The 13,901-nt window shown below is 53.7% G+C and carries 9 protein-coding genes, 5 tRNA genes and 1 pseudogene; 4 read left to right on the plus strand and 11 right to left on the minus strand.

Annotation, left to right across the window (positions count from 1 at the left end):
• Positions 1-46: 46 nt before the first annotated feature.
• Complete coding sequence (locus tag VRC33_RS21125; protein ID WP_338576845.1) at positions 47-2,602, minus strand: class I adenylate cyclase; 2,556 nt, start codon at positions 2,600-2,602, stop codon at positions 47-49.
• 287 nt (positions 2,603-2,889) lie between these two features.
• On the opposite strand from VRC33_RS21125, the gene hemC reads away from it, so the two are divergent.
• From hemC to hemY, 4 genes are read left to right on the plus strand one after another with little or no spacing between them, the layout of a single operon-like run.
• The gene (hemC, locus tag VRC33_RS21130; protein WP_338559170.1) at positions 2,890-3,831 is read left to right on the plus strand and encodes a hydroxymethylbilane synthase; all 942 of its coding nucleotides are present in this window, start codon (positions 2,890-2,892) and stop codon (positions 3,829-3,831) included.
• Positions 3,828-4,568 (plus strand): uroporphyrinogen-III synthase, encoded by a 741-nt coding sequence (gene hemD / locus VRC33_RS21135; RefSeq protein ID WP_338559173.1) that lies wholly within the window; start codon positions 3,828-3,830, stop codon positions 4,566-4,568. Before hemC ends, hemD begins: the two co-directional genes overlap by 4 nt.
• A 23-nt stretch (positions 4,569-4,591) precedes the next feature.
• On the plus strand, positions 4,592-5,713 hold the full coding sequence (gene hemX / locus VRC33_RS21140) for a uroporphyrinogen-III C-methyltransferase (protein ID WP_338559175.1): 1,122 nt from the start codon (positions 4,592-4,594) through the stop codon (positions 5,711-5,713).
• Positions 5,714-5,715: 2 nt separating this feature from the next.
• Positions 5,716-6,906 carry a protoheme IX biogenesis protein HemY gene (hemY, locus tag VRC33_RS21145; protein ID WP_338559178.1) on the plus strand — a complete coding sequence of 397 codons (1,191 nt, stop codon included), beginning with the start codon at positions 5,716-5,718 and terminating at the stop codon, positions 6,904-6,906.
• 615 nt (positions 6,907-7,521) lie between these two features.
• Here the strand turns inward: hemY and VRC33_RS21150 are convergent.
• The 10 genes and pseudogenes from VRC33_RS21150 to rffA all read right to left on the minus strand — a co-directional run bounded on the left by VRC33_RS21150 (position 7,522) and on the right by rffA (position 13,899).
• Positions 7,522-7,598 (minus strand) — tRNA-Pro (locus VRC33_RS21150).
• A 92-nt stretch (positions 7,599-7,690) separates the two neighbouring features.
• Positions 7,691-7,767: transfer RNA gene (locus VRC33_RS21155), tRNA-Pro, on the minus strand.
• 38 nt (positions 7,768-7,805) lie between these two features.
• Positions 7,806-7,892: transfer RNA gene (locus VRC33_RS21160), tRNA-Leu, on the minus strand.
• 15 nt (positions 7,893-7,907) lie between these two features.
• Positions 7,908-7,983: transfer RNA gene (locus tag VRC33_RS21165), tRNA-His, on the minus strand.
• A gap of 77 nt (positions 7,984-8,060) precedes the next feature.
• Positions 8,061-8,137: transfer RNA gene (locus VRC33_RS21170), tRNA-Arg, on the minus strand.
• A 180-nt stretch (positions 8,138-8,317) separates the two neighbouring features.
• On the minus strand, positions 8,318-9,058 hold the full coding sequence (wecG, locus tag VRC33_RS21175) for a lipopolysaccharide N-acetylmannosaminouronosyltransferase (protein WP_338576848.1): 741 nt from the start codon (positions 9,056-9,058) through the stop codon (positions 8,318-8,320).
• Positions 9,059-9,111: 53 nt separating this feature from the next.
• The gene (wzyE, locus tag VRC33_RS21180) at positions 9,112-10,452 is read right to left on the minus strand and encodes an ECA oligosaccharide polymerase (RefSeq protein WP_338559180.1); all 1,341 of its coding nucleotides are present in this window, start codon (positions 10,450-10,452) and stop codon (positions 9,112-9,114) included.
• Positions 10,449-11,521: pseudogene (locus VRC33_RS21185) on the minus strand (TDP-N-acetylfucosamine:lipid II N-acetylfucosaminyltransferase). The gene wzyE and the pseudogene VRC33_RS21185 overlap by 4 nt, the downstream one beginning before the upstream one ends.
• Positions 11,475-12,767, minus strand: coding sequence for a lipid III flippase WzxE (gene wzxE, locus VRC33_RS21190; protein ID WP_338559182.1), 1,293 nt, complete (start codon positions 12,765-12,767; stop codon positions 11,475-11,477). The pseudogene VRC33_RS21185 and the gene wzxE overlap by 47 nt, the downstream one beginning before the upstream one ends.
• A 1-nt stretch (position 12,768) precedes the next feature.
• Positions 12,769-13,899, minus strand: a complete 1,131-nt coding sequence (gene rffA, locus VRC33_RS21195; protein ID WP_338559185.1) for a dTDP-4-amino-4,6-dideoxygalactose transaminase — start codon at positions 13,897-13,899, stop codon at positions 12,769-12,771.
• Positions 13,900-13,901 lie beyond the last annotated feature (2 nt).

A 13,901-nucleotide genomic window follows, 5' to 3' on the forward strand; every position in this document is an offset into this window, starting at 1 on the left:
AAAAGCTGATCCGGTGTCGCACTCTGCGCCGGAACAGGGTCGGGCATCAATGCATTTGATAGCGCTGAGCGTAATCGCTGTTTGCATCGTTATCCGGGACGGTGGCACAAAGTTGGGCCAGTGTCTGGCTGCGGAAAGGAATAACCTGGAAGCGATCGTCAACCTTCACTATCTGGTAAAACTGCGGCAGATTGAAGTTAATGAAGCTGGAACCGTAGGTGAAGCGGTCATGTGATGAGGAGTAAAAACGACTCACATCACGGACTAACTCCTCTTTACTGCCTTCGCAGTGATGGTAGATCTCCACCCTGTTAGTTTCATCCAGGATGTAAATATTGAAGCCGTGGTCGTCTTTGGTGTCCTCGAAGAAGAACTGGATGATCCCTTCGCTGGCATAGCCGTTCACTACCGCAGGCAGGCGTGTCTGATCGGTTTCTACTTTGATCGACAGCCCGTGGAGTTTGTTGTTGGAGATTGCGCCATAAAACTCCACGGCATTCTCCAGCTTTTGCACCGATACGCTGAGGCGTTCGAAGAACAGCCCCCACGTCTGGCCCGCTACGCGTACCGCTTTAAAGCGGCCAGGTTCCTGTCGGGTACTGGAGAGGCGCAGCTCAATACATTCTGACACCAGCTGCTGAACGCGGGTACGAATCAACCCACGCAGATGCTGGCTGTAACAGAAAACCTCGACCGAATCGGGGGGAGCCGCATCCTGATGCATTTTGCCCAGGATGGTTTTAAGCCCTTCAATCATCGCCTGCTCGCCATTAAAGTGCAGCGTGCGCACTTCATTCCACGAGTTGCGGTAAAGCAGATCGATACTGCCAATCAGACACTGCTGCTGCTGACCAAAGCTGAACACATCCAGCTTGCGGAAATCGAAGTGAACTACCTGGTTGCGAAAAGCAGCCGTCGGGTCATATTCCAGATTAACGATAATGGCCAGATGCCGGATTTCACACGGACTGTAGAGCGCTTTCGGCGTAGGCGACGGCAGACGCAGTGGGAAGTGGTGAGAAACATCTGCCACCAGCTCCTGCAACCTTGCCAGGTCACAAATCTCGTTGCCCTTGATATGCAGGCGGGTTTTGCTGGTCAGCAATCCATTAAACCATGCCCACGCCACCAGCTTGTTGAGATAGCGGTTATATTCCAGCGGCTGGTGACTGATGATTGAGGCCATATCCGGCGACTGGTTATAAAGATACCAGCCAGCGCGGTTGGCACGGCCATGCGGCACATGAATAAAGGTCAGGTGAGGTTCAGAAAGATCGGGTGAGATCTGCGGATTTAACAGCGTTACCTTACCCGGTAAGGCTTCAAAAGCCGCATACAGCTTACGGGTCAATACGCCGATATCCTGAGGACTGGCGCTGACGCTGAGATTATTGCGACGTGCGAAGCGGATCAGGTTGCGATAGCTCTGCATCATCGCATCCAGCAGTTCATTATGGGCTTCACGCACACGGCTGATTTTCCAGTCGGCACGGCTGTCCAGAATGGCGATGCGCCCGGCATCCCATCCCCACTCCGTCACCAGCTGGTTGAGAATTTCACGGCGCCAGCCAGACTCGCCATTATCAACTGACAGTTTTTCGCAGACTTTCAGATAGAAGCAACGGCGAACCAGATCCAGTCGGGCATGATCGTCAATACTGGTGAGATAGTGCGTCACTCTTTCCAGCATCATGCAATAAGGATCAAGACCATAAGAGACGATTTCACCATCGTGCAGGCGCTGCTTGATATCCATTGCCAGCAGTTGCGTACTTGGATATTCCCAGGAGTAAGCTTCCAGCAGCAGGGTTTTCAGCACGGCCTTGTAAGGCGAGTCGATACTTTTATAGAGCTGCCACAGGCTGGCGCCGAAATACTCTTCCGCAGAAAGCGTGCCAAGGCCGCCTAAATCAAGCCACTCGTTCGGGGTCAACACTCCCTTCTGATAGAGTGACATAACGTAATCATCGTAATGCTCTTCTTCTTCTCCCGGCACCATATTCCACAGAATACGCTTACCTGCCAGGCGAACGGCAGTACGGTAAAATTCATCAAGCAACAGGATATGCTGCGTGGAACCACAGTCTTCACCGCCCAGGCTGCCGCTTTCATTGTGGCGGAAACGGTTTTCGTCGATCAGGAAGAAACTGACTTCCACGCCCATCGAAGCGCACCATTTTTGCAGCAGGGTGCATTTTTTCTGCAGGCACAGCCGTTCTTCGTTATCCAGCCAGGACTGATGGCAAACCCAGATATCGAGGTCAGAAGTGAGGTTTTGTCCTACGGAAGAGGTGCTGCCCATGGAGTAAACGCCGGTAATCGGCAGTTCGCCCTTGGGAGGAATGGCGGCGACGGATCCAGATTTGCTTTCTAAATCATTGAGATAGTCAATCTGGCTTTCATCAGGCGTGTAAAAGCTGATGCCATGTGGAACGTTACCTGCGAGGTAACCCGGCATCAGCGGATGATGATAATGTAATAAGGTTGGCAGCAGACTGTAAACCTGTTGGAACGCGGGTCCCATAGCAGCCAGTGCGCGATCAACACGCAGCTGGTTTATGGCATCCAGTCTCTGCTTCAATGTCTCTATGTAGAGGTACAAGACGTCTCGCCTGATTATCCCAGTGCTTACAAAAAACCTTGTTTCCGAAATCCGCCGCTTGATTTAAAAATAGTCGTGCGAATTATTGCTGGAAACGTGATCAATCTAACACCTGACAGTTTGACCGTAAAGAAAGTTGCGCTACACAACAGTTTAGCACGTTTTACGTTCGACCCTGCCTGCAATCCCTTTATCCGGCCGTTCTCTGCCGTTTAAAACCGTGGAAACTGACAGCATTCCCGAATCAATGATAGGATAATCAATGAACGATCAAAACGGTAAGAAGCATGTTAGACAAAATTTTAAGAATTGCCACCAGGCAAAGTCCGCTTGCGCTCTGGCAGGCACACTATGTTCAACAGCGCCTGATGGCTTGCCATCCGGGGCTTCGCGTGGAACTGGTCCCGATGGTGACCAAAGGTGATGTGATCCTGGATACGCCGCTGGCCAAGGTGGGGGGCAAAGGATTATTCGTCAAAGAACTTGAGCTCGCGATGCTGGAAGATCGTGCGGATATTGCCGTGCACTCAATGAAAGACGTGCCGATCGATTTTCCCGAGGGGCTGGGGCTGGTGACCATCTGCGAACGTGAAGATCCGCTGGATGCTTTCGTTTCTAACCAGTATGACTCGGTTGATGCGCTGCCACAGGGTGCGGTCGTGGGCACTTCCAGCCTGCGCCGACAGTGTCAGCTAAGCGCACGCCGTCCGGACCTGGTGATCCGCTCGCTGCGCGGCAACGTGGGCACCCGCCTGGGTAAACTTGATGCGGGTGATTATGACGCCATCATTCTGGCCGTTGCCGGTCTGAAGCGCCTTGGCCTGGGCGATCGTATTCGCCACGCCATGCCAGCGGAAGAGTCTCTGCCCGCAGTAGGCCAGGGGGCTGTTGGCATTGAGTGCCGTCTGGATGATGCCCAGACCATTGCCCTGCTCTCTGCCCTGAATGATGAGGACACTGCCGTTCGCGTTAAAGCGGAGCGGGCAATGAACACCCGCCTTGAGGGGGGCTGTCAGGTGCCGATCGGCAGTTTTGCGCTGCTGCAGGATGATGAATTGTGGTTGCGTGGCCTGGTAGGGTCACCTGATGGCAAGGCGATGATTTGCGGTGAACGCCGCGGGCCAAGAGAAGATGCAGAAAAAATGGGCATCTCGCTGGCAGAAGAGTTGCTGAATAATGGCGCGCGCGAAATTCTGGCGGAAGTCTATAAAGGAAACCCGCCGGAATGAGTATCCTGGTCACCCGCCCCGCACCAGCGGCTGAAGAGCTGGTCAGTCGTTTACGCCTGCAGGGACGGGAGGCCTGGGCCATGCCTTTGATTGAATTCACGCCGGGTGTTGATCTGGACAAGTTGCCAGATTCCCTGGCTGAACTTCAGGATCGGGACCTGGTCTTTATTCTGTCACAACACGCTATTCACTACGCTCAGCCTGCAATGATGCGGGCAAAAGCTGCCTGGCCCGCCAGCCTGGACTATTATGCTATTGGCCGGACTACGGCGATGGCATTGCACGCCGCCAGCGGGCTGGATGTGGTCTGGCCCCATGAGCGTGAAACCAGCGAAGTGCTGATACAATTACCGGCATTGCAGCAGGTTGAAGGCAAGCGGGCACTGATACTGCGAGGCAATGGCGGCCGCGAACTCCTGGCTGAAACCTTGCAGGCGCGCGGTGCTGATGTACAGTTTGTTGAGTGCTATCAACGCTGTGCGAAGATTTACCAGGGCGCCACGGAAGGCCGGCGCTGGCGAGATCGACAGATTGATACGCTGGTGGTGACCAGCGGTGAAATGCTGCAACAGCTTTATTCGCTGTTCCCCGAGATCGATCGTGAGGAATGGCTTCTGCACTGCCGATTAGTTGTCGTCAGTGAACGTTTGGCTACCCGCGCCAGGGAACTGGGCTGGCGCGACATCACGGTGGCCGATGGTGCCGATAACGACGCGTTGCTGCGCGCGTTACAATAAACTTAAATATGGGATGTGCCACAATGACGGAACAAAAAGATTCCTCCGCCATGGTTGAAGAGACCACCCCAGCGGTTGAGACCACTAAACCAGAACCCCGCAAGCGGAAAAATACCGGCACGGCGCTGGGTGTTCTGGCGATAGCGATCGCGCTGGCTACAGGCGTTGGACTTTATATCAATGGTAAACACCAGGCTCAACAGCAGGCTGCGACCAATCAGACGCTGGCTAATCAACTTTCTGACTTACAGCAGCAGGCAGCCAGCGATAAGCAAACGCTGGTTCAGCAACTGGCTACGCAAACCAGCGCGCTGGATACTGCCCATAAGCAGCAGGCGGCGACGAGCCAACAGCTGGATGAGCTGAAAGAAAAAGTTGCCACGATTTCCGGTAATGATGCCCATACCTGGCTCCTTGCCCAGGCTGACTATTTGGTGAAACTGGCTGGCCGCAAATTGTGGAGCGATCAGGATGTCACTACCGCCGCTGCCCTGCTAAAAAGCGCCGATGCCAGCCTGGCCGACATGAACGATCCCAGTTTAATCACCGTCCGCCAGGCATTAACCCAGGATATCAGCGCCCTGTCCGCCATCACTCAGGTCGACTACGACGGCATTATTTTGAATCTGAACCAGCTCTCAAACGGCGTGGATAATTTGCGTCTTGCGGATAATGACAGCGACGACAGCCCGATGGATCAGGACAGTGGTGAACTCTCTTCTTCCCTGCATGAGTGGCGTCAAAACCTGGTAAAAAGCTGGCACAACTTTATGGATGACTTCATCACCATCCGCCGTCGTGATACCACCGCTGAACCGCTGCTGGCACCTAATCAGGATGTTTATCTGCGTGAAAATATTCGTTCACGTCTGCTGATTGCCGCCCAGGCCGTACCACGTCACCAGGATCAGATTTATAAGCAGTCTATTGATACGGTCTCTGCGTGGGTTCGGGCCTGGTTCGATACCAACGATCCGGCCACCAAAGCCTTCCTCAGCCAGCTTGATGAGCTGAGCCAGCAAAGCGTGTCGATGGACGTTCCGGATGCGCTGCAAAGCCAGCCAATGCTCGATAAACTGATGCAGACGCGCGTGCGTAACCTGCTGGCACAGCCCAGTGCCGGGCAACAGCAGCAGGGAGAATAAGCATGCTTAAAGTCCTGATCCTTTTTCTTCTGCTGGTCGCTGGTGTGGTGCTTGGCCCGATGCTGGCCGGTCACCAGGGCTATGTCCTGATCCAGACCGACAGCTGGAATATTGAAACCAGCGTGACTGGTCTGGCGATCATCCTGATCCTTTCGCTGATTGTGATTCTGGTGGTTGAGTGGGTACTGCGTCGTATTTTCCGCACCGGCGTTAAAACCCGCGGCTGGTTTATGGGCCGCAAACGGAGCCGTGCCCGTAAGCAGACCAATGCGGCGCTGGTAAAACTGGCCGAAGGGGATTATCGCCAGGTTGAGAAGCTGCTTTCACGCAATGCCGATCATGCTGAACAACCCGTGGTGAACTATCTGCTGGCCGCAGAAGCTGCACAGCAGCGCGGCGATGAAGTTCGTGCCAATCAGCATCTTGAACGCGCAGCCGAACTGGCCGGTAACGATCAGCTTCCGGTAGAAATTACCCGCGTTCGTGTGCAACTGGCTCGTAATGAAGATCACGCCGCACGCCACGGTATTGATCGTCTGCTGGAAGTGGCTCCCCGTCACCCTGAAGTTCTGCGTCTGGCAGAGCAGGCCTTTGTCCGCACCGGCGCCTGGGGTGCCCTGTTGGATATCCTGCCGGCAATGGAGAAATCCCAGGTCTCTGATGAAACGCATCGTCTGGCCCTGCAACAGGAAGCCTGGCTGGGGTTGATGAATCAGGCGATGGCCGATCAGGGTAGCGAGGGTCTGAAACGCTGGTGGCAGGATCAGAGCCGGAAAACCCGTCATGAGACGGCCCTTCAGGTTGCCATGGCTGACCATCTGATTGTTTGTGACGATCATGAAACGGCTCAGAGCATCGTGCTCGATAGCCTGAAACGCGCTTACGATGAACGATTGATCCTGCTGATGCCTCGCCTGAAAACCGGGAATCCTGAACAGCTTGAAAAAGCTTTGCGTCAGCAAATCAAACAGCATGGAGCTACCCCGCTATTGCACAGTACGCTGGGGCAGTTGCTGATGAAGCACGGTGAGTGGGAACAGGCAGCAGAAGCGTTCAGAGAAGCGCTTAAGCAGCGTCCTGATGCGTTTGATTATGCCTGGCTGGCGGATACGCTGGATCGTCAGCATAAGCCGGAAGAGGCCGCTGAGATGCGGCGTGACGGGCTTTTGCTGACCCTGAAGAATACGCCATAGTCGTTACGATATCTCTTCACTAACCGGGCCCTGTGCCCGGTTTTTTTATGCCCGGCTTCCGGCAAAAAAAACACCTGCCAGACTGGCAGGTGTAAATATCAGGTCGGTAAGACAATTTGGCTGGTACCTGACTCAACGCACTGTCCTGGACTCCAGTAAGGCCGAAGCGATACTGGCGGGTGGACAACAGGTACCGTAAAGGGCTCTGCATCATTCCCGGGTTTATGAAGCGTTAGCAAACATAAGGAGTGGAATGAGCATCTACAAAGTAATTATTGCAGGAGTCGTGCCAGAAAAAAGGAATATGCGTAATTTTAATTTAAGATACTGATATTCAATAGTTTATAGGGGATTTGATTGCTGTAGTCTCTGGCTATTCGTTGGATATTTGAGACAAAAGGTGATTTCAGCGTCTCTGATTAACGACACACTAACCCGGTTTAATTAAAAGCCTTTAATTACAATAGACTATGCGTCTCCTGAAGGAGACAACATCGAAGAATGCCGGGGTGAGGGTTGTCTCGCTGCGCTCGGCTCAAACCTCCTTCGGAGATTCTCATCCTCTTTGAACTACAGATGCAAAAAGGCCAGCTCGAAAGCTGGCCTTTTCTAAATTGGTCGGCGAGAGAGGATTCGAACCTCCGACCCACTGGTCCCAAACCAGTTGCGCTACCAAGCTGCGCTACTCGCCGAATACTGCTGTTACTTCTGATACTGCTTTACTGCTACTGCTCAGATCCTCGGACCTTAAGCAAAAAAACCTGCCTCAGCAAGTTCTTGAAAGTGGTCGGCGAGAGAGGATTCGAACCTCCGACCCACTGGTCCCAAACCAGTTGCGCTACCAAGCTGCGCTACTCGCCGAATACTGCTTTTACTGCTTCACCCTACTGCTGATTTTGTGGTGCGAAGAGAGGGACTTGAACCCTCACGTCCGTTAAGACACTAACACCTGAAGCTAGCGCGTCTACCAATTCCGCCACCTTCGCATACCTGACAAAATCTGGGGTGGCTAATGGGACTCGAACCCACGACAACTGGAATCACAATCCAGGGCTCTACCAACTGAGCTATAGCCACCACATCTACTTCTGCACTTCTTACTGCTTTACTAACGCGGTAAAACTACCACCGCAGCTCCTGCAACACTAAATTAATGGTGCGCCCGACAGGATTCGAACCTGAGACCTCTGCCTCCGGAGGGCAGCGCTCTATCCAGCTGAGCTACGGGCGCATAGCGCCGTTGCGGATGGGCATACTACGTACTGGAGCCGATCCTGTCCAGTCCTTTTTATCACTAAATATCGCGTTTGATTACGCTTTGTGCGTTCTGTCTAAATGACGAACGTTTTTACCTGCTTTAAGGGTCGAAACGGTTGCTTTTGCAGCAAACACCCTAAAATTAATTCGAAAATTAAAGATCGCCGCGCCAGTGATAGTTCAGATATTTCAGCAGCCTGAGCTGTCTGGTCAATCGTGAAGGCTGCATTATCAGTCGGTAAAGCCACTCCAGACCCATTTTCTGCCAGATCTTAGGGGCACGCTTCACATGGCCTGTGAAAACGTCATAGGTCCCTCCTACGCCCATATAGAGGGCTTGAGGCCAGACGGTCTTGCAGTCACGCATCAGAATCTCCTGGCGGGGAGACCCCATCGCCACCGTCACGATTTGTGCGCCACTCGCAGCAATACGCGCAAATAGAGCCTCACGGTCGGCTGGCTTGAAGTAGCCATCCTGCGCACCCACAATGTTTACCTTCCACTGACGGCGGAGTTTATCGACAGTTTGTGATAGCACATCCGGCTTGCCTCCCACCAGGAAAACCGGCGTTCCCTCTCGCCCGGCACGCTCCATCAGCGCTTCCCAGAGATCGGCGCCTGCAATTCTGGAGACCTCCGCCTGCGGGTATTTTTTTCTGATCGATCTTACAATGCTGATGCCATCCGGATATTTATATTCCGCCTCGTCAATCAGCTGATGGATTTCCGGCTGACTCTCCGCGGTCAGAACCTTTTCAGCATTGATCGCCACCAGCGTGCCGCTTCTCAGCGAGTTACCGACGTAGAGGTAGTCAAGAAACCCGGCCATATCGCGGAAACCCACCAGCGTGAAGCCACGGATTTGGTACTGCGGTACAGGAGAGGGGGCATCCATGAAGAGTTCCTTTTGGTCAAATGCAGCAAATCGGCCATAACAACCGAGAAAAATTAGTCCGATACCGGCAAAGGCATTTTACGGGGGCGGATCAGGCCTGCGCTATCCAGCAGCCAGAACAGCAGTTTTGCCACCACAACGGTGAAAGCAAATATCAGGCAGAAGAACACCACCCGGGAAGCAAACGCATCCAGCCCTTCACGTGCCAGCACAATCATATTAAACACTGCGCCAAAGCAGAAGCTTTGCAGGACAGCAGCTTTGTAGCGGTTGGTTTCCTGCTGACCCTTTTCGTACAGCCAGTCGAACCATTTAATGATCATTCCCACAGCTACCGCGCCTAATGGTATAAACCAGGCTCCCCCCATCACCACCAGAGAGCCTATCAGCGTAGGGGAAATGGCCAGGCCAGAATGGTTATCCAGCACGTCCCAGGTGAAGTAGTTTGCGCTGTTCAGTACCAGTGAAGGACGCTCCGGCCACAGCCAGTTGGGGATAAACACATAGAAATCCCGCACTACAGGTGCCAGTCCCTGAAAATCTATTTTGTCGTAATTTTGCAGCAGCAGCCCAAGGTTCTCCCAGGGGGAGAAGGTGTCTCTGGTCAGATACAGGAAGGTATAGAACGCTTCAGATCCGCTGACGTCGAGGTTATAGCGGCGCAGAGCCAGCCAGAACATACCCACCACGCCGGCCACACCGGCCGCAGCCAGCATCCAGAGCGTAATCCAGCCGCGAATAATGCCGATAAACAAAAACAGCGCAAAAGCGATGATAATGTTAGCCCGCGTGCCGCCGACAATCACATAGGTCAGCAAACCGAAGCCCACAGTGGCAACCAGGAAAAACAGCCAGTTGCGGAAGTCAGGCTTAAGGAAATAGACCATCAGCATTGCGGGGATAAAGAAGTAGAAGAAGCGCTTAAGGGCCACACCAGAGACATCTGCTGAGAAGATCTGACTGTAGCTGTGCAGCTTGAAGAGCAGAAATCCGTTATGCAGGAAGAACACCAGAACGGTGCCTAGGGCGATCAGGGCAAGCAGCCCCCATATCAGATGCGCCTCTACCCGATTGATGCTAAAGCCCGGCCGGCCGGAGTGAGCAGAAGCGTTCCTCAGACGGGTTTTGTAGCTGACATAATAGATGGCATAAAAACCCGTGGCAGAAAGCAATGCCTGGAGCAGATAGTCGGCCGGCACAACCTGAACGTCGAACCCAAAAACCAGCATGCAGGTCAGCGGAAATCCGAAGTAAAACGTCAGCAGGAACAGCAGCGAAAAGAACACGTTGAAGTTGAATTTTACCCGGCGAAATTCCTGCCAGGTTAGCGTCAGGATCAGGCCAAGTGAGAGCAGGTACACCACCAGCAGACCAGCAAATTGCGTCAGCGTCATGCTGCTCCTCCTTCTGCCTGAGCCAGTGCCGTTTTCCAGCCCTCTACATAGGCAGGTTCAAAAAAGGCTATTGAGGGCTTATCCAGCAGCGTCATTTGCCTTTTAGCCTCACCGACAATTTGAGCGCTCAGCTCATCACCTGCAAATAACACCGGAATCTGCTGTTCGGTCAAATCCTGCCAGAATGGATTCTTACGGTTAACCACAAAGGGAATATTTGCCTGGATCAGCAGGCATAAAGTACCGATACCCTGCTGGCGTTCAAAGATAAAATACCCCAAATCACATTGCGAGATCAGCTGCAAATAGGCGTCAAACTCGAGCTTTTCCGTGAGGATATGTAATTTTCCTGCGGCAAACAGGGCTTCACCTGCCTCACGAACCTGCTGGATATAGAGTTCGTTATTAGCCGGATAGCCCAGTGGCACCACTACGTTTACTTCATCACCAAATTGTTGATGGATCTCCTTCAACGCCTGAAGATGGCGATTGCTGGCATCTCCCGAGTTCCCCACCAGAATGGTCATAGTCTGGTGCTTGTCAGCAGCTGGCAGGTCAGTCTGTGCCATCCGGGTTGGAAAATAGAGCAGTGACGCCGGGACGTCGGGATGTCGCTGGTGGAAGTGGTTGATATCACCACGAGTGGCGAATACCTGCCCCACCCTTTTTGCGCCAGACGGCGCAGGAGATAGAACAGACGGAATTTAAGGCCGCCAGCCTGCTCATACAAATCAGCACCCCAGACATGCCAGTAAATCTGACCCGGTTTAAGCTTGCGGCACAGGATTGCCATCCACAGGGAAGGATTGAACTGCCCGTGGAAAAAGAAGCGCGTCTGCCTGTCGGACTGAGCCCGTGCGATCACCGCTTCGGCTATAGCACCTTTATCGGCAAACCAGCGAATGGCCAGTTGAGGTGTCTCACCTGACACCGGTGGTTCACCTGCCACCCAAAACTGGCGGGGTTCTGCTCGCGGCACCGCATCTGCCACGACATCGTTAAAGAAGCGCAGCACGGTCTGATTATGGTGCGGTATGGCCGAGCCGAGGACGTGAATCAATGTTGTCATACTTGTCTACGATAGAGAAAAAGGTGCCCGCGCAGAGCGCAAAGTAAGCAATGTAGGTCGCCATATAAGCCTGTGCAGCCCCGGCAGCTCCGTGTAGCGGGATCAGCCAGCGCGCAAAGAGCGTCAGCAGAACAAACTGGCTGATTTCAGTCAGGGCATAAAAACGCAGAGAGGCTTTGGCGATCACCAGATACCCAAATACGTAAGATCCCACTTTGAAGACATCGCCAGTCAACTGCCAGACGAACAGATCTCGCATGCCGGTAAACTGGCTGGAAAACAGCAGCCAGATAGCCACATCACGCAGCAGCCAGACCAGCAGACTGACCGCCATGACCGCTGGCAAAACAAATTTCAGCGAGCGGAAAATTTCACGGGAGATCTCCTGCTTGCTGGTCAGGCGCGATAACGTCGGCAGCAAATAAACGCTGAAAGAAGCGGTAATAAACTGGAGGTAGGCATCTGAAATACTGGAGACGCCCTGCCATAATCCGACCTGCTCCCAGCCATTATGTTCAGCCAGCAGATTCCGCATCATGATCCAGGCTACCGGCAGGGTGATGGAGGTCATCAGTGCCATCAGCGTGAATTTACTGAGATTACGGGCAACTTCCCCATCCCAGCGCGGTTTCAAAAAGCGTAGCGGCATATGATCGCGTTTTGCCAGCACTATCGCCGCAGGGATCACCACTAAGGCCGGCGCCATCGCCATGCCTGCCAGCGCGCCGCTGTAGCCTCCCAGCCAGTAACAGACAAACCAGGCCATCACGCCAATGAGGCTGCCAAGGATCAGCGCCAGCGCATTGCCTTTGGCATCACGGAAGCCTTTGACCACCGCCAGCGCCAGGTTAGCCCAGGCGATACCAGCCTGCAGGAAAGCGACGGCCCGCACGACATTCTGATAATCACGGTGACCAAACAAGCCGGTACTTATCGGCCCGGCGAACAGCAGAAAAACCACCGCCAGCAGAGTGGAAAAGCCCAGCACCATAGCCGAGGCGGTTCCGGTCACCGCCTGTAACTGGTGGGGGCTTTGCTGGTACTCGGCGACATATTTGGTCACGCCGTTAAAAATTCCGGCCCCTGCCAGCACGCCAAGTACGGTGATTAACTGACGGAAATTGCCCGCCTGCCCCACACCTGTCGGACCAAATGAAACGGCCAGCATTTTAACCACCAGCAGACCGGCCACAATTTTGACCAGGGTGGACGCTGCCGTCCACACCGAAGCTTTCGCCAGTGACATATCAGGAAAAATAGCTCAGCAGGGAGTTAATGACCGTCTGCTGATTATTGTCAGAAAGATTATAAAACAGGGGCAGGCGTAACAGCCGCTCGCTTTCAACCTGGGTGTGGTTGTCTTCACCCTGGAAACGGCCAAAACGTTGCCCGGCTGGCGATGAGTGCAGTGGAATATAGTGGAAAACCGCCATGATCTCCGCTTCCTTCAGCCAGGTGATCAGGGCTGAGCGATCGTCATTGTCGCGCAGTTTGATATAAAACATATGCGCATTGTGCTGACAGGCGGACGGGATAGCCGGCAGCGAAATGCGGCCGCTGGCTGCAACAGATTGCAGCGCAGTGTAATAGTTTTGCCAGAGGCGCAGACGTTGATCGTTGATGCGCGTCGCGGTTTCAAGCTGCGCCCAGAGGTAAGCAGCCTGCAAATCGGCCATCAGGTAGCTGGAGCCGATATCGCGCCAGGTGTATTTATCTACTTGCCCACGGAAGAACTGACTACGGTTGGTGCCCTTTTCGCGGATGATTTCTGCGCGTTCGACCAGAGCAGGATCGTTAATTAACGTAGCCCCGCCTTCCCCACCTGCCGTGTAGTTTTTGGTTTCATGGAAGCTGTAACAGCCGATATGCCCAATGGTGCCGAGCGCTTTGCCTTTCCAGGTCGACATCACGCCCTGCGCGGCATCTTCAATGACGAACAGGCGATGTTTTTCGGCCAGCGCCATAATCACGTCCATATCACAGGAGACGCCTGCGTAGTGGACCGGCACAATCGCTTTGGTTTTCTCCGTAATCGCCGCTTCAATCAACGTCTCATCCATGTTCAGCGTATCCGGGCGGATATCGACAAAGACGATGGTCGCCCCACGCAAAACAAAGGCATTGGCGGTAGAGACGAAGGTGTAGCTTGGCATGATCACTTCATCGCCAGGCTGGATGTCGATCAGAATAGCCGCCATTTCCAGCGAAGCGGTGCAGGAAGGCGTCAGCAACACTTTTCTGCTGCCGAATTTGTTTTCCATCCACTGCTGACAGCGACGGGTAAATCCACCATCGCCGCACAGTTTGCCGCTTCCCATGGCCGACTGCATATAGTCGAGTTCGGTTCCCACTATCGGTGGGGCATTAAACGGGATCATAA

This window comes from Erwinia sp. E_sp_B01_1, assembly GCF_036865545.1.
Lineage (GTDB): Bacteria > Pseudomonadota > Gammaproteobacteria > Enterobacterales > Enterobacteriaceae > Erwinia.